Below are 18,425 nucleotides of genomic sequence, written 5' to 3'. Positions count from 1 at the left end.
ACATTGGTGAGCCTTAATCGCTCATGGAACGGCGTATAGCGCTCAATAAGAAAGGATAACATCTCATGGCTCAGGTGAGTTACCAGGCTATCAACGAATGCCGCGTCGGGCACAAAGAAGATTTGGTGTCAGTGCTCAATCTCGGTATGCAGGCGCTGACGGGAGTATTTCCGAAGTCACCAGCCGAGCCAGTTACCAGTGGCCCACTTGAATTGGTTTGGTCTGCCTCCAGCGGACTTCTGCAGCTGAAACATTCGTATGACCCGTCTGAGATGTACGGCGACAACTATGGTTACCGATCAGGTCTGAACCAATCGATGGTGGATCATCTCACTCATAAGGTCCGCTATCTGGAAAGACTAGCAGCTCCTAAGGCCGGCGACGTAGTGCTCGACATTGGCAGCAACGATTGCACGACATTGAAGGCCTATTCCACGGCTGGTCTGTCGCGTATTGGTATCGATCCTACGGGCAAAAAGTTCTCGAGCTATTATCCACAAGAAGTGAAGCTCGTCCCGGAGTTCTTTTCAGCAAAAGCGTTCCGCTCGGCAAGTGCCAAACCGGCCAAAATCGTGACATCGATCGCGATGTTCTACGACCTCGAGAATCCGATTGCTTTTGCTCAGGAAGTGGCCGAAATCTTGGCGTCGGACGGCGTCTGGCACTTTGAACAAAGCTACATGCCGTCCATGCTTAGAATGAATTCCTACGACACGATTTGTCACGAGCATATCGAATATTACTCTCTTGGTGTTGTAGCCAAAATATTGGATGCGGCCGATCTGAAAATAGTCGACGTTGTGATGAATAATATCAACGGCGGTAGCTTTGCAGTTACCGCGACGCATAAAAAGAGCAATTCTCCCGCTGCAAACCTGCCAGTTATCAATTGGCTTTTGGATCAGGAAGATCGTATGGGTTTGGGTACGCCAAAGCCGTTTCGCGATTTTGAGGAGCGCGTCTTCAGGCACAAAACTGATCTATCCAATCTGATACGCACGTTGGTTGGCGATGGAAAAAAAGTGCTCGGATACGGTGCATCTACCAAGGGAAATGTCGTCCTCCAGTTCTGCGGGCTGACGCCGGCTGAAATTCCAGCAATTGCTGAGGTGAATGCGGAAAAGTTCGGACGATTCACCCCAGGAACGCATATTCCTATTGTTTCAGAAGAAGAGGCGCGCGCGATGCGTCCTGATTATTTCCTAGTGCTTCCGTGGCACTTCAAAGATGGAATTCTCAGGAGAGAGCGCGAATATCTGGCTGACGGTGGGAAGTTTATTTTCCCATTCCCTGAGATAGAAATCATCTGAGCCAAGGACACCTCTACATAGGTGGCTGCTGTCTTGTAATTCCATAAGAAATTACCTGATCAGGCCATCTTTTCGTACAAGCGCTTTGCGGGCCGTAGCGTGTTCCGCAAAGCATTGCCGACCTTGGTCTCCAGCCGTGCTTGCATGTGGCGGTTGTGTACGGTCAGGTACTCAAGTTGGGCAGCCAGTTGCTGGTTCTGCGCAATGAGGCTCTCTATGTTTTGAGCCTCAAGTTCAACCCGGTCCTCTGCTCCGATACGATGCGCGATGCCGATATAACCTGACCCTGCGCCCCGATGCGGGGTCAGTTGGAGTTCGAACCCAGCACGCTCGAAAGCTCGTGTAATAAAGTCCCGGCTCCAACCGCTTTCGAACCAGCCAAACTTTCTAACGCAATAGGCGGACAGACAGTCTGTGCGAATGCCCCAATGCTGCCAGTAATCAACAATCGGTTCCCCAGCGATAGCAAACTTGCCGTTCGGGTTGAGATGGAGGGCGATGTGTTGCAACGTCTCCCAAGGCTTTACGGCGTGGTGCAGGCACTCGTAAAAGACAGCGAGGTCGTACCGGCCTTCGTCCAAAAAATCATCAAAGTTTGATAATCGTGCGCTGATAGGAAGGTTCTTGCGCACCGCCCGCCGGGTAATGAGATCAACAAACAGCGGGTTAATATCGACCGCCGTTACTCTCGCACCGCAAAATGCCATTATTTCTGAGCTCAGGCCCCATCCGGCGCCGAGATCAAGAATCTTGGCATGAGGCGGGATGTTTGCGAGAGACAGGAGGGTGGCGATCGTCTTGGTGTGCAGAGAGATGTTTTTTATGTCGCAGGAGTTTACAGGGTTCGCGGACATCGAGTTTGTCTCAACATCGACTGCAGCCTGTTCACCAACTTCCTGATCGAGGTCGCGTCCAGACATTTCACGATAAACGGCAAGCTGCTGTTTGAAATACTGATGCGAAAATGGATCTAGCGTCTGATCGACATTCGTCTCAAGAACAAGGTTGAAGTCGGAAAGAAACGCAGCGCAATTCGGATGTTGTGGACCACCGAGCCGGTCGCATTCCGCGACATAACTATCAAGATCCGAGCTTTGGACTCTCCCTGCGGTCATAACATCCTCCACTTGAAATACTAAGATAAACACAAAGTTACAACGTCAATTACTATTCTCGTAAATATGCCTTTTGAACCACAGGGAGCAGAATATTGCAATCCCATTGGCAAAGTGCGGAGTGGAGGGAACGCTGTTATGCAGCGGAGTTCAGTCAAGAGAATCGTAGAGGACGGTCATCAGCCGGAAGCGCCCAGTAGATGCGCAGCAAGCGTCGGCTTACCATAAACCGCAGCAACGATCAGCGATTGGGCGCGCAGAGTGTCGGGGTTGTCGGTCACTCGAAAGAAGAAGGCATCTGCCCAAAGCAACCGGTCTGATGTGGGCTCTTTGTCCGCTGCTACGTAGTGATAGCGCGTGGAAATGATCAGATCAATGAGCTCGAAACCGCAAGAGTTGAGCAACTGTTGGATTTCCGACCCATTCTTGCCGGAAGCGCAATCCCTCTGGTCGAGAAATTGAGTTACTCACGCTTCATTTCATCGCACTAATCACCTCGTCATAGAGTTCTCGATCGATTCGCGTGAGATCCTGCAGCTTCCGACGTGCTTCCTCCGACAATTGCTCGTGGTCCCGTTCGGCGACATTCGCCCGCGGCACGGCCTCCGCTGCGGGTGGGGAGATATCTGCAACCTCGGCGACCCGGACAAGGAAGTTGTGAAGGCGCTCGGTGATTCCGACCACCGCCATACTGCTTAGCGCTGTTCTGGCGCCCTCCAGCAGATCCGGCTTAAGCAGAGGCAGTGATGTTTGCTCCAGCGCCTCAGAAAGGGCGTACAGGGCATGGTCAGCTTCGCCGTAGCGACTGGCGATTACCGCCAGGCTGAGCGGCAGTCTCATAAGGTACCGGGCCTGGTAGTCCTCGATCATTACCCGGTTAAGGTCGTCCATCACGAAGTCGCTGAAGCTCTGCTCGCTCACCCTGAGGTGATGGGGGTGGTCATGGGCCCGCCTGACATGTTGCCAATGTGAGCGCGTCCTTGCAACGGGTTCCCGCAGGACAGTCACCGTCACGAGCTCGCGACGGAGATAGGTATCGAGGTAGCTATGAAAGTGGCCAGCGAATACCTGGTAGTCGCCACGCTGTTCCGGTGGGATCACAACCAGATCGTCGGCGAGGTCGGCGGGGCAGAGGCGATCACCGTAGTGGGAACCCAGCCACACTTTTACCGAACTGCCAGCCGTCTTGGGGATGTGCTGGAAGTAGATTGGATGGTTCTGCGAAGTCGTGCGGGTTCGTCTTTGTATCCAACTCCTGAGCTGCGTTACTGGAGAGACCATATGCTTGCCTTCTAACCTTTGGCACCATGCTTGAGCCTATATCGCATGCGGAAGGCAGGAGGTGCACTCCAAGATTTAGTATCGGTTGTGCCGTGGGTAAGCACGACCGCCTTATACACCTGACCTGGAGGCACACTTCATCCCGGCGTCAACTAGTGGCCGAAATAGGCTTTGGCAACCGTCTCGGCGTCCGCGTCCATCCGGATTTTTCCATGCTCAAGCCAAATGATCCGGGTACAGTTATTGACGAGCAGATCCCTCGAATGGCTCGCAATAATCAGAATTTTAGTCTTGTTGACGAGCTCGTGCAGGCGCGCATTGGCTTTGTGCTGAAAGCCTTCATCTCCCGTCGCCAGCCATTCGTCCATGATAAGAATTTCAGGTTGAATCACGGTCGATATCGAAAAAGCCAGACGAAGTTGCATGCCTGTCGAATAGGTTCGCACCGGCATGTCGAGAAAGCTTCCGAGTTCTGAAAAATCCTCAATTTCAGTTCGTCGCGCGGCCATCTCTTTTTTTGTAAAGCCGAGTAGCGCGCCACGAATGCCGATGTTTTCACGGCCCGTCGCTTCGGGATCGATCCCCAATGAGATATTAATCAGGGACGTGCATTTCCCATTGATGGCAATGTTGCCACCAGAAGGGTAATAGACGCCGCTCATCACGCGCAAAAGCGTGGTTTTCCCTGAGCCGTTGTGCCCTATCAAACCAAGCCGATCGCCATCCTTGAGGCTCAGCGTAATATTATCCAGCCCCCGTATAACGACATGACCCTCCGAATTCGAGCCGATTGTACCACCGGTCGCAAGACTGATGACCTGGTTTTTCAATGATCTGCTTTTTGCATTGTAGATCGGAAAATCCACAGTGACATTTTCAAGATGCATGGAGGTCATGTCTGCCTGCGCAATAGGTTGATGAGAAAAGATGTTCATAGCCAATAGGTAATCCGCAGACGATAGCGATTAAGAAACAGGAGGGCGATCAACCAACCAACAATCGCCATCGCAATGCTGATCAGCCAGTTGATCGGCGTTGCCGTACCGCCCAGTAGCGGCTCCCGCACGATGCTGATCAGATGGAAGAAGGGATTAAGATCGAGCATCAACCATAGTCGCGATTGTGTGCCCCCGGGTAAATTGCTGGCCATCCACATGATCGGAGTTACATAAATGCCCACCTGCATGATGTTCTGAACGATCTGCGTGAGATCGCGGTAACGCGTGCATAGCACCGCCAGGACAATCATCACCCAAAGAAGGTTGAGCGACACCAGCACAAAGCCTGGAATGAACAAGAGCGAATTGAAATTGACAAACTTCCCAAAGATCAGAAGGACAAGGGGGAAGATGACCATATTATGCGCGAGAATTATCGTGTTACGCCACCACGTTCTCAAAATGTAAGTGAAGAACGGTATGGGCAATTGCAGCATCGTGTCACTGTTGGAGATGAAGCTCCCGCAACCTTCGTTGACGAGACTCGAAAAATAGTTCCACATGATTAGGCCGACACAAATGAACGGCAGAAACTCGGACATTGGCGAATTGAAAATCGTCCCGAAGACCAAACCCAATGCGCCAATGAGCACACCCATGTTTATGGTTAGCCAGAAAGCGCCAACACTTGACCTTCGATAACGTTGTGCGACGTCCTGCCAACCGAGAAGTGCGGCCAATCGGAAATTTTTGACCGAGCTGGAGATGTCCTCCCAAGCAGTAATTTTTTGCGTGGTCACGCTGGCCATTGAATTGTCATCTCTCCGTTGGGCAATACTTTTACAGGCCCGCGGTTAGCACATTAGAATCGGACTTAATAGTGACTGGCCGGTGCAAATTTACGCGTTGCAACAGGAACAGACAATCTTGTGGCGGATTCAAATGAGACGTTCGGACGATAATCTGGAGTCGATCATGAGTCTCAGCGATAGCCGATCTGAAGGACTTTGCTTCAGCAAAGAATTCGCCGGACTTGCTTGTCGTCGACCAGGTGGGCAGGTTCGGATGGATCGGTTGCAGCCGGAGCGTCGGCCTCTAGGTAATCTTCTCATACAATCGTTTTGCGGGCCGCAGGATATCCCGCAAAATGTTCCCCACCTGTATTTCTATCCGCTCCGGTGGAATAGAAACCCTATCCTCTGCTCCAGTACGGTGCGCGAGGCCGATGTAGTTCTGCGATATACCCAGATGGGGCGTGAGTTGGAGTTCAAAACCAGCGCGCTCGAAGGCCTTGGTGATGAAATCTTTACTCCATCCGCTTTCGAACCAACCGTATTTTCGGACACAATAGGCCGTCAGAGCGTCCTTGCGGATACCCCAATGCTTCCAATAATCACATATGGGTTCTCCGGCGATAGCAATCTTACCATTGGGCTTCAGGTAGCGGGCGATGTTTTCCAACGTTTCCCAAGGCTTGACTGCGTGGTGCAGGCACTCATAAAATACCGCCAGATCGTAGCGTTCAGCGTCCTGGTATTCATCGAAATTGGACAAACGAGCGGTAATGGGAAGTTGCTTGTTTGCCGCACGTCGCGTGATCAGATCAACAAACAGCGGATTGATATCAACCGCCGTTACCTTGGCGCCGCAAAACGCCATGATTTCGGAACTCAAGCCCCATCCTGCGCCTAGATCAAGTACCTTTGCGTCCGATGGGACCCCAGCAAGCGACAGCACAGTCGTAATTGTCTTGGCATGAGAAGAGATGGTTTTCACATCTCCGGAATTGTAGGGGTTGGCTGCCAACGAGTTTGTCTCAACATCTATAATAGCCTGCTCACCAACATCCTGATCAAGATCGCGCACTGACATTTCACGGTAAACCGCAAGTTGCTGTTGGAAGTACTCATGGGAAAAAGGGTCTAAAGTCTGATCCACTTTTGTATCAATGATGAGTTCGAAGCTGGAGACAAACGATGCGCAATTTGGATGTTGAGGGCCGCCTAAACGATCACACTCGGCAACAAATGCGTCCAACTCTGAGCTATGAACTTTCCCAACCACCATTATGCCTTCCCCAACTTATGCAATACAACTTATAGCTGCACACTCTTTCTGACAATCTGAAAGAACGGCCCAACAAGCCAGCCGAGCCCACCAGACTCTAGCGCCCAATCGGCTGCCGAGATCAACAGTGCGGGTAAGCGGCCAGTTATTTTTGATCCTGTCGCCAGCGACGTCGTTCGCGGTGGAACGGGTAGCGGGCAGAGCATTCATTACTGGCCTAGCTGGCTGGGCGGGCGAGTGGGCAGGCAGCAGTCGTCGTCGCGGCGGCTTCGGGAATGTAGGGCACGGTGCCCGTCTCGGTAGGTGGCGGCAGGGTAGACTGTGTATCCCCCTCCTTGGTCCCGGTAAGGGGCTTGTCTGCGGCGATCGACCGGAACAGTTTCTTGGCCGGTCCCTGAAGCCACTCTATCCGGCCGGGGTAGCTGGTCGAGTAACGCCACGGCGTGATGACGAAGTGGACCTGCCCAGGCGACAGCCTGCGGGCAGTGAGCCCGAGATCCAACATCACGCCGAGTGTGAGGGCAGGATCGGTGGTAATAGACTTGGTAGCCGTGTTGACGAAGCCAAGCAGCCGGACCGGGTTGACCAGGCTCCAGCTGTTCAGCGTCTTCTTCGCCATGGCGACAACGAAATCCTGCTGACGCTGGATGCGGCCGATGTCGGACCTGTCGCCTATACTGTGGCGGGTACGCACATACCCCAGCGCCTCTTCGCCCTGCAGCGTCTGCCACCCGGCGGGCAGGTCAAGCTGTACGTAGTTGTCACGGATCGGCTCGGGGATGCACAGGTCCACACCGCCAATCGCATCCACCATGCCCTTGAAGCCGGTGAAATCAACCGTGACGAAGTGATCGATATGAATGCCGGTGAGCGTCTCCATCGTCTTCCAGGTGCAGCCGATGCCGCCGAAGCTGAACGAGGAGTTTATCATGCCAAGACGCCGCTGCTGACCCGGCCGCCTTTCCCCGGAGCGGCAGGCTGGAAGCTGAACCAGCGAGTCGCGCGGGAAGCTGATAACGGCCGCCTCGTTTCGTGTGGGCGACAGGTGCACGAGCATGATGATGTCCGCGCGTTCCCCGGCGTGCCTGTCGTCTCGCTGGTCCGACCCGACGACGAGGATGTTCAACGCGTCGGTCGATGCCTTGGCCGGGCGGGCGTCTCCGAGGTCCTCGCGGGTGACTTCGATGTGACTGATGTTGCGGGTGAGCTTCGCGTACACGGCGGCAGGCAGTAGCGCGATGAGGATGACGACGAGGAATGGCCACCGCAAATAGCGGCGGCGCTGGGGTTCGTCCTCGGCTGCCGGCTGCTCGTCGATCACCCCACCGCTCACGTGATTCTCCGGGCGAGGGCGGGCCCGTAACCACGCTTGGCGGGGAGCCGCCCGAACCCGATATACCCTGCCAAATAGGATTCTAGTCATACGGATCTAAAACGCAAGGGCAGTGCAGCCATAGCGGCGTCCCGGGAGCTGCTTCTCGAGGCTGGACGTCGTTTCCCTGCAATGTATCAACGCGGTCGCAACCAGTCTAAAAAGATGATAATTGGCGAAGTCACCTGTACGATATCCATCGGGGAATGCCGAAATGAAAATAGCTTGCTACGTGTTGATTGCTACCGCTATCGCCTTTTTGTCTGGGTGTACGACCACTCCAGGTATCGACAGCAATTTGGCGGCCAACTCACTCAGAAACTCGGTATATGACGAGTGTGGATGGGCCCCGGACTCATCTAGTCTCGCGAGCCTGATTCCTGCCATTTCGTCGGGCCGGGACGGATTTCAGAGAATTACAAAAGCAATATGCGCTGCAGCGAAGAGTGCACCTGCTCCGACTTCCCCGGGGGATCATGTTACGGTCGAGGTCGACGGGAAGTCGGTTCGCGGAAGGTTCCTTGAACCGGGAGAGAAACTTGCGCAAGAGTGACATCACAAACGCGCAGCGATCTATTTCGTCAAATGGATGATACCGGGTGCCAGCAGACAGCGCTGAGTTCGAACTAACGCTTAACGCCGGGTATGAATTGGGCCGACTCCAGCGTTATGCCACCAGAGCAAAATTGAGTGCGTCAAACAGGCCGGCCCTGGTTCCGTCGGACGATCATGAGAACGACGAGCACCAGACCAATGGCGATCAGCGCAATTCCCAACGTCAGGTATTCGGTCGACCCGTCTCTATAGCCGACTGCCGCCAGCAAAAAGCCCAATATGATGGCAATCAATCCGCCAAGCTTTTTGAACAATGAGATCGGTTTGTCATCGATTGCTGCCATGATGAGCCTCCAATGCTTTGTTTCGAGGATACCAATGCCTTCAGAGCGATAGCATGCATGCTACCAGTGCTCGGGTTGTCGCTCAACAAACGAACAAGCGAATGTTCGAAGGCGCCGCTAAATACACTTAAAGCGAAGATTCGGGATTCCGCGCGGGTCACAGTCGTGGCCGGATAAGCTAATTTTCCGGTATCGAGATCCTTTCCAGGGAGGTGGCCATGCCAACGTCTTTCGTCAGGGCACTGTACCTTTGTCTTATGCTGTCAGCTGTCATTGGGATCAATATCGCCGACGCCGCCCAGCCTGCTCTTAGCGTCGGGACAAGCCTGAACAGGGGCCGTCCAATCGTTTGCGAGTTAGGTGTCAATCGGTTGAGACAACGCGGCTTTCACGATGTATGGCGTGTTGATTGCCGTGGGCGGATCTTTGTCTATCGGGCATGGCAGGCGGGCCGCCGGTTTGAAATTGCGGTCAATCGCCACAACGGCAGGGTCGTCGACCTACGCAGAATTGGCTGATCTTGTCCGGAAGACTCGCGGCATTCAAGACATCGCGATTAGGAGTATTCCACCTGGAGAGCTACGGAACATCGTCAATCATTCCCGTATGTAACTGTTACGTACTGTGCCATCTGCTCGGTCCGTGTTGACCTAATCCCATCGAACGAACGGCAAGGGCACCGTTGTTGCCCTGACCATCAATCGTCATGGAGGAAACCTTGGGAAAGAATTTGTTTGTATCGCTGGGACTTGCTCTCAGCCTTTTGATGACGCCTGTGGCGCTGCCGACCCCCGCCATTGCCCAGTCCGTCAGCATCACTATCGGCACCAATCTCAACAGAGGCAGGGGAATAACCTGCAGCCAGGGCGAGAGGTTGCTCCGCAATCGCGGCTTCCGCAACATACGGCGCGTGGATTGCCGGGGTCGGTTCTTTGTCTACCACGCACTACGAGGAAATTCCCGGTTCGAAATTTCCGTCAGGCAGAGCAATGGCCGCGTCGTCGATGTGCGCAGGATTGGCAGAAGGTGATAGTTCAGGTTCGGCCGGTGGGAACCCATACCTGCCGCGAGTTTAAACGGGCAGGCGTTGACGGATGGCGGAATAAACGAGAGATCATGAGTACGGTGCTATCGACGCGCCGTGCTTTCAAAGATGCGGATAGGCGCGCTCAGGGCGGCTCCCGTCACCGTGCCGATTGCCATGCTGGCTTCGACGGCGGCAGCACCAAAATTGCCGGGCATGTTTGGGTCGGCGTCGGAGAGTGATTGCCCTCTCAGCAGCCGCTCGCCAAAGAGGCGGACCACTTCCGGGCTTGTGGCAAACTGCGTGTGGTTGAGTCCGTCACCGTTTCGCAGCGCGCTGAGGTCATACACTGTAATCCCGGAGGCCATCTTTAGTTGGGCTTTATAGCTTGCGTTTGTAAGGTCCACTCCGCCTACGCGCGTCACTTGCCCGGATATCAGCCGGGAAAGCCGAAGCGCTCTGTCGTTTGCCGACACGAAGATCGATATATGTGGACGTTCCTGGCCGATGTCGATCAACTGCTTCCGAAAGACGTCGATATCGAGGTCGGGCGAAGCGAGAATGATGTCCGTGATCTTGGGCGATATCCGCCTGCCTTGCATCGCCATATCACGCAGGGCTTCCATCACCGGCCAACTTCCCATTGAATGAGCCATTATCGTGATCTCGGATACATCCGGGCTATTGACCGCCTGTTGAATGACGTAACCCAATTCTGAGCGGGAAAAATTGGTGCTTTCCCTGTCGTAGTTGTAGTCGAGCAAGGCCCCGCGCGATGGCCAGGAAAACAGCACGGGCGTCACCTCGGCGCGCGAGTCGTGGACAATCTGCGCGAAACGGAAGACCGCGTCTTCAAACCGTGTGTTGAAGCCATGCACGAAGATCAGAACGCGCCTGCCACTCACCGCATGCGACCGATACCAGGTTCGGATGTCCCGAACGTTGACGGCATCTACCGCAGTGGTCACAAAATTGCGCTCAGGGTCACCTGGAAGCCGGCGCGGCCATTGGATTGTTCCCGGATTGCGGTTGGGCGGAATTGAGACGACGATGTTCGCGAGGGTCAGATCGTGACCTCGCTCGCCGGTAAAGAATACACCCTTTTGCGCCGTCGGCGCTCGAGTCGTCGCAACCAGCAAATCAACCTTGGCCGCGCCGGACGCCGCGGTGTTGACCGGAGTAAGGACACCCCGGGCCGGTGACGCGCATGCCGCAACGCCGCCCACCATGAAGATCAGCGTGATTGTACGGAGTACAGAAATGCTGAAACTCAACACCAGGCCCCTATCCAATTCGCTATCGTTGGTGCAGATCAACCGTGAAGCTTGCGGAGCAGCAAACCGAGGCGTTCTTCAGGCGCTGCGGTGGCGATTTCGCCGGCTGGCCTTGTCGGCACGCGGCTCTTGCGGCCGGCTCTCACTTCGCTTGGCGTATAGCCGAACTCCCTTTTGAAGGCCCGGCTGAACTCCGCGCCGTCGCTGAAGCAGCGTTGCTCGGCGATCTCGATGATACGGCGTTTGTCGTTCGGGTCGGCCAATGCTGCGTGTGCATCGAGGAGCCGCTGGTGCTGCAGGTAATGCATCACGCCGCCGAATGGCTCGAACATTCGATAAAGCCCGGTGCGCGAAATCGCGAGATCACGCCGCAAGACCTTGGCATTGAAGGATGGATCGAACAATCTGGCTTGCACTATGCGGCGTGCCTTTTCGAGCAACACGCGGGCGATAGGTGCCTGAGCCTCCTCGATGTTGCCTGGAGAAGGCAGCAGGCACGCCCGGATCATCGCTTGCGTCGCGCCAACGAGTTCAGGGAGATTGTCGGCCTCGACCGCCGGCAGCCGCTTGGCCAGTCCGAGGAAATAGTCGGACAAAAGCCGCCCCATGGCCGTATCGACCGAGGAAAACTCGCAAGCACCAAGGACATGCGCCACTTCCGGATCGGAGTCCCGGGGAACGAAAAGCATCAGCATTTCGCTATCCGTCACACGCCCTTCAAACCAGCGCCCCAGCGAATGGACCTGGACGATGCCGGCACCGCCTTGAAAGCTTCCGGCCGGGCCCTCGGTGCTGATCGAACCGTCGAGTGGAAGGGTCAAGGTCCAGTGGTCGAGCGCTTCCCTTCGCGTATGACCGGGGATACTTGCAAACTCAAGGGCGCTGGTTCTGATCCGCGAGAATGCCAGGCTGCCGAGATCCCAGACCGTTTGCTTTCCTTCAAAGCCGCCGGACCTGTCCCTGCGTTCGCCCAACTCGAGCATCGACGAGAAGCTGGTGCGCCAGGCTTCATACTGATGGTCAATCGGCACGCCGCTGGTATCAAACTTGAACGCGGGAATGGAAAACGCGCCGGAAGACGGCCGCTTCGGTTGCACAGGAGGGCAGGTGATGGCAGACCCGGCTGCCGCATGTGCAAAGTTTCGATCGAGCGATACAGCCGATGGGACGACGTGATCATGCGCATTCATGATTTCACCATGTGCCGTACCCGGAACAGCGTGCAAACAGGTGGCGCTGTCTCATTGCGAGAGACGGGCATATGCAGACTTCGAGGCATTTTGTCGGGGAACGTACAGGCATTGGTGCTCCAAAAACCACAGGAGTAGGGTATCGCGCGATTACAAAGGCTCGACTTCCCCAGTGTGGCACAACCACTGCAGTCTGTTCAGTACGTAACTGTTACGAAACAAGTTGCGATGAACGCGACGAGAATGAGCACGCCAATGAATACTCTGGCACCCGGGACATGTGCGGATCAGCCGCTGGCGACGACCTTGCTCAATTGACAAGAAAACCGATCGCGAACGCATTTGCGATATCGATGAAAAAAGCTGACACCAGTGGCAGGATAATGAAGGCCATCGGTGCCGCCCCGTGCAGTTTGGTAATGGCAGTCATATTGGCGATGGCAGTCGGCGTGGCTCCAAGGGTTATGCCACTGAAGCCGCCGGCAATCACCGCGGCGTCATAGTTGCGACCCATCAGTGGGAATACGACGAAGAGTATGTAGGCCACCGCTGCAACCGTCTGGAGCGCGAGGATCAGAAGCAGCGACGGCCCAAGCCCTCCGAGAGTCCAGAGTTGCATGCTCATCAGCGACATCGCAAGAAAGATGCTTAGCGAAAGGTCGGAGACAAGAGCCAACGCGCGCGTCCGCGTCGGCCAGAACAGGCTCGGCATGATTCGCGGAACGACATTCGTCAAGACGATGGCAGACAGGAGGCAGGCAACGAAGAGGGGCAGACGAAATCCGAGGTCAGCCAATAGCTCATCGACCGTGTAGCCGATAAGGACCGCAACGTTGAGGACGAGGATGGTGCGCAGCAGGGTGATATGGTTGAGGTCGTCCTCTATGACGTCCGCGTCCCCTAATCCAATCGAAGGTGCCGCGTCAGGACCTTTAAGCTGGTAGCGCGCAATCAAGAGGCCCGCAACGGGCCCGCCGACCAGACTTGCAATGACAAGACCTAGAGTTGCCGCCGCCACGCCAATCTCCATCGCATTGGTGAGGCCGAAACGCTCGGCAAGAATCGGGGCCCACGCAATCGTCGTGCCGTGTCCGCCGATCAAGGACGCTGAGCCGACAAGAACGGTCATGCCTTCGGGCATTCCGAGGGCGGCGGTGCTACCCGCGGCGATAAGATTCTGGATGACGAGATAGATCAACGTCAGCCCAAGCAGGATCAGCAGCGGCTTGCCACCGGCGATCAGATCGGCGAGGCGAGCGTTGAGGCCGATGCCGGTAAAAAAGTAGAGGAGCAACAAGTCGCGCGCCGCGAGGTCAAACGAAATCGCTATCCCCAAAACACGATAAGCGAGAAGGGTTGTCAGCGCTGCGAGCAAACCGCCGGTCACGGCTTCCGGAATGTTCCACTGCCGTAGCGCCGCGATCCGGCCGTTCAGTCCAGCGCCGATGAAGAAAACGACGATCGCTATCGTCAGACTGACAAAACCTGGAAATTCGATATTTGTCACTGGCGATGGAACCTCATCTGGACCCTATGCCGGATTGTGTGACAACGGGCCGCATGGCGACTGCACTGCTGTTCGGTTCCTTGACTCGGAATGAGGCGACATAGAGGGCAGGCAGGAAGATCAAGGTCAGCACCGTTGCAACCAGTAGGCCGCCCATGATCGCGATCGCCATTGGTCCCCAGAAAATGGTCCATGCTATCGGTATCATGCCGAGAACAGTCGAAATGGCGGTCAACATGATGGGACGGAACCGTGATACCGTGGCATCGATCACTGCGTTCCATACCTCAGTCCCTTTGCGCCGCTCTGTCTCGATCTGTTCGATCAGGATCACGGCGTTCTTCGCGATCAGTCCGAGCAGCGATAAAATACCGAGAATGGCGACGAAGCCCAAAGGCCTGTTGAAGATGAAGAGCGAACCGACAACACCGATGAGTCCCATCGGGACAACGCTCAGCACCAGAAACAGGCGGCTGAAACTCTTCAGCTGGATCATGAGAATAGTGATCATCAGGAACAGCATGATCGGGACAACGGCGATGACCGAGGCCTGGGATTTGGCGCTTTCCTCAACCGTTCCGCCCGTCACGATCCGATACGGACCGGTCAGGCTTGCGTTGAGCTTCGCGATCTCCGGTTCGAGTTGCTGAACGATGGCTTCCGGCGACGACCCGGCTGTGACGTCCGCTTGTACGGTGAGCGTTGGAACGCGGTCGCGGCGCCAGATCACCGGAAATTCCTGATCGACCTCGAATGTGGCAAACTGGCTGAGCGGGACGGTCCGGCCATTGGCGAGCGGGAACTGCAGTGTGCGCAGATTGTCGAGTGATACGCGCTGTTCATCGGTCGATCGGACGACGACATCGATCAGGTAGATATCATCGCGCACTTGGGTGACGGCGGTTCCGGACACCACAGTGTTGAGGGCGGTGGCCAGTGCCTGGGAACTCAGGCCCAACAAGCGCGCCTGATCCTGATCAATGTGAACCCGTATGGTGCGTGCCGGTTCGATCCAGTCGAAATTGATGCGCTTCAGCTGCGAATTGCCACCCAGCATCTGCGCCAGGCGCTGGGCGATAGCCCGGACCTCGTGCGGATCGGGGCCACTGACGCGGTACTGCACGGGCCAGCCAACCGGTGGCCCCAGTTCGAGCAGCGAGACCCGCGAAATGGCACTCGGAACCTTTTCCGCCAGTTCCTCTTCCAGGCGCGCTCGCAGCCTCTCGCGGCCAGGAACATCCTTTGCCACGACAACTGCTTGCGAGAAGAACTCATTGGGCAGTTCGACGTTGAGCGGCAAATAGAAACGTATGGCTCCGCGCCCGACATTTGTACTCCAATGGGCAACATCGGGATCGTCCTTCAGAAGCGCGTCGAGCTGGTCGGAGGCTTTCTCACTTGCTGCGATCGATGCATTTTGCGGCAGCCTTATATCGACGAGCAGCTCGGGCCGATCCGAGGACGGGAAGAATTGGCGTGGCACGGATGGAAGCGCGAGCAGCGCCAGCACGAAACATGCGAGCGTCAGGCCGATTGTCAGCCAACGCATACGCAACGCCCCAAGCAGCAGGCTGCGGAAGAAGCGAAGAACGATCGACGGTTTTCCAGGCTCAGTCCTGTCGGGCTTCTTGAGCAGCGCTACACCGAGGAGGGGCGAGAAAATCACCGCCCCGAGCCAGGAAACGACAAGGGCGATACTGACAACCGCGAAGATCGAGAATGTGTATTCGCCTGCGGAACTCCGTGCAAATCCGATTGGAACGAAACCCGTTGCGGTGACGAGGGTGCCGGTCAACATGGCGGCCGCCAGAGTCCGGAACGTAAAACTCGCCGCCTCCTCCTTTTCGTCGCCGAGCGCGAGCCGCGTCGTCATGGAATCCACCGTTGTCATCGCGTCGTCCACCAGGAGGCTGAGCGCGATGATCAGGGCACCCAGTGACACACGCTGCAGATCTATCCCGAAAATCTGCATGACCGCGAACACCATCGCCAGAGACAGTGGAATGGCAAGAGCAACAACAGTGCCCGCACGGATACCGAGGCTGATGAAGCTGACGGCCATAATGATGAGGATTGCTTGCCAGAGCGACGTGGTGAATTCGCCGATAGCATCATCGACGACCTGCGGCTGATTGGCGACGAGCGTCGTGTCGATGCCGATCGGCAGATCCGCAATGATATCCTGCATCGCCGCCGTGATGTTGCGGCCCAGTGCCAGAATATCGCCACCCTCTCGCATGGAAATCGCAAGGCCCATGGCGGGTTTACCATTCACCCGAAACATCGGTTGCGGCGGATCTGCGTAGGCCCGGTGGATTTCGGCGATGTCGCGCAGCCGGACGAGCCTGCCATTTGCAACAAAGTTGAGATTTTGGAGATCCTCTTCGGAATCGAAAGCTCCGCTCACGCGCAGCGTCAGTCTTTCGTCCGAAGTGCGCACGGTACCCGAAGGGCTGACCACATTCTGTGCCTGGAGCGCTGTGATCACGGCCGCCCTGTCGATGCCGAGACCGGCGAGCTGTTGCGTGGAGAATTCGATGAATATTCTCTCCGGCTGAGCTCCAAGCACGTCGATTTTGGAAACATCAGGCACATGCAGCAAGTGCGAGCGGGCGTTATCAACATAGTCAGCAAGTTCGCGCTGGGTGAAACCGTCCGCGGTAAAGCCGTATATGATGCCGAACGTGTCGCCGAAATCGTCGTCGAAGCCGGGCCCGACAATGCCCGCTGGTAATGTCGGGCGAATATCCCCGATGCTCTTGCGGACCTCATACCAGACGTCAGGCACTTCCGCCGACGTCGTTGCATCCTTGAGGTTGACGAAGATGGTTGTTACGCCAGCATTGGTAAAACTGCGCAGAAAATCCACTTCAGGTATTTCCTGAAGCTTGCGTTCCAGACGTTCGGTAACCTGTTTCAGCGTGTCATCCAGGGTCGCGCCGGGCCAGGCAGCCCTGACGACCATCGTCTTGATGGTAAACGCCGGATCCTCGTTGCGACCGAGATTGATGAAGGCGGCCGCACCGGCCACGACGACCGCAATCATCGCATAGATCACGAGCGAGCGGCTGTTCAGCGCCCATGCTGACAGATTGAAGCCGTTCATTGTGTTGACCCAAGCAATCGAACTTCCTGGCCATCATGCAGGGCCTGAACGCCGGCGGTCACGACGACCTCGCCGGCGTTGAGGCCCTGGGCAATGATGACCGTCGCCGGGTCAAAGCGAAGCACTTCGACGTTGCGTGTCGATACGGTTTTTTTGTCCTGATCCACGATCCAGACCGCAGGCTGCCGGTTGAAGTTGGTCAATGCGGTGGCGGGTATTGCGATCTCCGGCGACGAAGCGAGCGTCACGCGTCCAGTGACTGTCGACCCGAGTCGCATTGCCTCCGGCGTATCGCTCAGGCCGACGCGCACCCGGAACGTCCTTGTAGCCGGATCGGCTTGGGGTGCCACCTCGCGAACCCGACCTTCGGCTTTGACCGCAGGATCGTCGGTCAGGGCGATTTCTATGACAGCCGCCTCCGGAGCCTGCCGCAGCAGCTGTGCCGGTACATCGAAAATGGCGTCGCGGCCGTTCTGCCGGGCGACCTGCAGGACCATTTGCCCCGCCTGAACAACTTCGCCCGGTTCGGCACCAACGGCGGTGACGCTGCCGGCGGCATCGGCATGCAATTCCGTGAAGCCCACGCGATCCTCGGCATTGTCCAACTGGGCTTGCGAACTGTCGACCTGGGACTGCGACGCCCGCATGGCCTGTTGCGCGGCATCAAATTGGGCGCGCGTCGTAAAGCCCTGCCGCAACAGCGTTTCTTGTCTTCCAAACGCGTTGCGCGTCTTGACTAGCTGCCCTTCGGCAGCAACCAGATTGGCCTGTGCGGTGCGGAGTGCGCTGATCTCATTCTGGGGGTCGAGTTTTGCAAGGATTTGCCCTGGCTCGACCTGATCGCCAACGTTGACCAAGCGTTCGATCACACGCCCGCCAAGCCGAAACGCGAAGGAAATCTGGTTCTCAGCCTCGACATGGCCGGTGAGGCTGACGCTGTCGCCAAGCTTGCTGTGCTCGACCGTAATGGTCCGCACAGGGCGGATGAGCGGGGCGGGTTCCTTAGTCTCCTCCCGGCATCCGGCAAGCATCGTGGCTCCCATGAAAAAGCCGAACACCGCGCCAAACGCACGCAGCCTTCGCATCGACCTATCGATTGAAATCAGCATCCTCATGGACTCCGGGAAGCTCAATTAAATGGAATAAAGCTTATCTGAGAGGCACTTCGACTATAACGTCTGTCATTGGTTTGTGATTGGTCAGAAATCCCAAATGGGCGCCGGGAATCCCAATTCCAGCGGGAACAAGCAGTAGCCCGCGGCGGCATACACGGGCTGTTAATGCTGAGATCCCTTGATATCGCCGTTTTGAACTGCGGGCGAAGCGATTGCTCCTGCTGTTG

Annotated in this window: 15 protein-coding genes; 2 read left to right on the top strand and 13 right to left on the bottom strand. The window is 56.2% G+C overall.

Annotated features, from left to right (window positions below):
* The first annotated feature begins 65 nt into the window (after positions 1-65).
* Positions 66-1,310 carry a class I SAM-dependent methyltransferase gene (locus J2X72_RS18555; protein ID WP_310074353.1) on the top strand — a complete coding sequence of 415 codons (1,245 nt, stop codon included), beginning with the start codon at positions 66-68 and terminating at the stop codon, positions 1,308-1,310.
* Between the two features lie 59 nt (positions 1,311-1,369).
* On the opposite strand, the gene J2X72_RS18550 is transcribed toward J2X72_RS18555, so the two are convergent.
* The 8 genes from J2X72_RS18550 to J2X72_RS18515 form a co-directional block, all read right to left on the bottom strand.
* A complete protein-coding gene (locus J2X72_RS18550) occupies positions 1,370-2,437 on the bottom strand; it encodes a class I SAM-dependent methyltransferase (protein WP_310074350.1) in 1,068 nt (355 codons plus the stop codon).
* A gap of 167 nt (positions 2,438-2,604) precedes the next feature.
* Positions 2,605-2,829 (bottom strand): hypothetical protein, encoded by a 225-nt coding sequence (locus J2X72_RS18545; RefSeq protein ID WP_310074347.1) that lies wholly within the window; start codon positions 2,827-2,829, stop codon positions 2,605-2,607.
* 70 nt (positions 2,830-2,899) lie between these two features.
* Positions 2,900-3,706 (bottom strand): sulfotransferase family 2 domain-containing protein, encoded by an 807-nt coding sequence (locus J2X72_RS18540; RefSeq protein ID WP_310074344.1) that lies wholly within the window; start codon positions 3,704-3,706, stop codon positions 2,900-2,902.
* A gap of 152 nt (positions 3,707-3,858) precedes the next feature.
* Entirely contained in the window at positions 3,859-4,602 is a 744-nt protein-coding gene (locus J2X72_RS18535) for an ABC transporter ATP-binding protein (protein ID WP_210004356.1), read from the bottom strand.
* A gap of 35 nt (positions 4,603-4,637) precedes the next feature.
* Positions 4,638-5,453: an ABC transporter permease gene (locus tag J2X72_RS18530; protein WP_210004035.1), complete on the bottom strand. Its 816-nt coding sequence runs from the start codon at positions 5,451-5,453 to the stop codon at positions 4,638-4,640.
* 286 nt (positions 5,454-5,739) lie between these two features.
* Complete coding sequence (locus tag J2X72_RS18525; protein WP_310074341.1) at positions 5,740-6,711, bottom strand: class I SAM-dependent methyltransferase; 972 nt, start codon at positions 6,709-6,711, stop codon at positions 5,740-5,742.
* A 217-nt stretch (positions 6,712-6,928) separates the two neighbouring features.
* Positions 6,929-8,044, bottom strand: a complete 1,116-nt coding sequence (locus J2X72_RS18520) for an LCP family protein (RefSeq protein ID WP_310074338.1) — start codon at positions 8,042-8,044, stop codon at positions 6,929-6,931.
* A gap of 734 nt (positions 8,045-8,778) precedes the next feature.
* A complete protein-coding gene (locus J2X72_RS18515; RefSeq protein ID WP_210004030.1) occupies positions 8,779-8,982 on the bottom strand; it encodes a hypothetical protein in 204 nt (67 codons plus the stop codon).
* Positions 8,983-9,700: 718 nt separating this feature from the next.
* Between J2X72_RS18515 and J2X72_RS18510 the strand changes: the two genes are divergently transcribed.
* Positions 9,701-10,012: a hypothetical protein gene (locus J2X72_RS18510; protein WP_310074335.1), complete on the top strand. Its 312-nt coding sequence runs from the start codon at positions 9,701-9,703 to the stop codon at positions 10,010-10,012.
* Positions 10,013-10,110: 98 nt separating this feature from the next.
* Here the strand turns inward: J2X72_RS18510 and J2X72_RS18505 are convergent, their stop codons facing one another.
* From J2X72_RS18505 to J2X72_RS18485, 5 genes are all read right to left on the bottom strand, one after another.
* Positions 10,111-11,283 (bottom strand): alpha/beta hydrolase, encoded by a 1,173-nt coding sequence (locus tag J2X72_RS18505; RefSeq protein ID WP_310074333.1) that lies wholly within the window; start codon positions 11,281-11,283, stop codon positions 10,111-10,113.
* Between the two features lie 35 nt (positions 11,284-11,318).
* Positions 11,319-12,470: a helix-turn-helix domain-containing protein gene (locus J2X72_RS18500; protein WP_310074330.1), complete on the bottom strand. Its 1,152-nt coding sequence runs from the start codon at positions 12,468-12,470 to the stop codon at positions 11,319-11,321.
* A gap of 310 nt (positions 12,471-12,780) precedes the next feature.
* Positions 12,781-13,977 carry a sodium/glutamate symporter gene (gltS, locus tag J2X72_RS18495; RefSeq protein ID WP_310074328.1) on the bottom strand — a complete coding sequence of 399 codons (1,197 nt, stop codon included), beginning with the start codon at positions 13,975-13,977 and terminating at the stop codon, positions 12,781-12,783.
* A gap of 13 nt (positions 13,978-13,990) precedes the next feature.
* Positions 13,991-17,083, bottom strand: a complete 3,093-nt coding sequence (locus tag J2X72_RS18490; RefSeq protein ID WP_310074325.1) for an efflux RND transporter permease subunit — start codon at positions 17,081-17,083, stop codon at positions 13,991-13,993.
* Positions 17,080-18,192 (bottom strand): efflux RND transporter periplasmic adaptor subunit, encoded by a 1,113-nt coding sequence (locus J2X72_RS18485; RefSeq protein ID WP_310074323.1) that lies wholly within the window; start codon positions 18,190-18,192, stop codon positions 17,080-17,082. Before J2X72_RS18485 ends, J2X72_RS18490 begins: the two co-directional genes overlap by 4 nt.
* Between the last annotated feature and the right edge of the window lie 233 nt (positions 18,193-18,425).

It is taken from the genome of Phyllobacterium sp. 1468 (genome assembly GCF_031455525.1).
Taxonomy (GTDB): domain Bacteria; phylum Pseudomonadota; class Alphaproteobacteria; order Rhizobiales; family Rhizobiaceae; genus Phyllobacterium.
The sequence above is the reverse complement of the archived record's forward strand: the minus strand, read 5'-3'. Positions and strand labels throughout refer to the sequence as shown.

What these genes read in the sequence shown, in the direction of transcription:
- J2X72_RS18485 (WP_310074323.1), bottom strand. Translation starts at nt 18,192, where the DNA reads ATGCTGATTTCAATCGATAGGTCGATGCGAAGGCTGCGTGCGTTTGGC.
- J2X72_RS18525 (WP_310074341.1), bottom strand. Translation starts at nt 6,711, where the DNA reads ATGGTGGTTGGGAAAGTTCATAGCTCAGAGTTGGACGCATTTGTTGCC.
- J2X72_RS18555 (WP_310074353.1), top strand. Translation starts at nt 66, where the DNA reads ATGGCTCAGGTGAGTTACCAGGCTATCAACGAATGCCGCGTCGGGCAC.
- J2X72_RS18515 (WP_210004030.1), bottom strand. Translation starts at nt 8,982, where the DNA reads ATGGCAGCAATCGATGACAAACCGATCTCATTGTTCAAAAAGCTTGGC.
- J2X72_RS18490 (WP_310074325.1), bottom strand. Translation starts at nt 17,083, where the DNA reads ATGAACGGCTTCAATCTGTCAGCATGGGCGCTGAACAGCCGCTCGCTC.
- J2X72_RS18530 (WP_210004035.1), bottom strand. Translation starts at nt 5,453, where the DNA reads ATGGCCAGCGTGACCACGCAAAAAATTACTGCTTGGGAGGACATCTCC.
- J2X72_RS18540 (WP_310074344.1), bottom strand. Translation starts at nt 3,706, where the DNA reads ATGGTCTCTCCAGTAACGCAGCTCAGGAGTTGGATACAAAGACGAACC.
- J2X72_RS18500 (WP_310074330.1), bottom strand. Translation starts at nt 12,470, where the DNA reads ATGAATGCGCATGATCACGTCGTCCCATCGGCTGTATCGCTCGATCGA.
- J2X72_RS18535 (WP_210004356.1), bottom strand. Translation starts at nt 4,602, where the DNA reads ATGACCTCCATGCATCTTGAAAATGTCACTGTGGATTTTCCGATCTAC.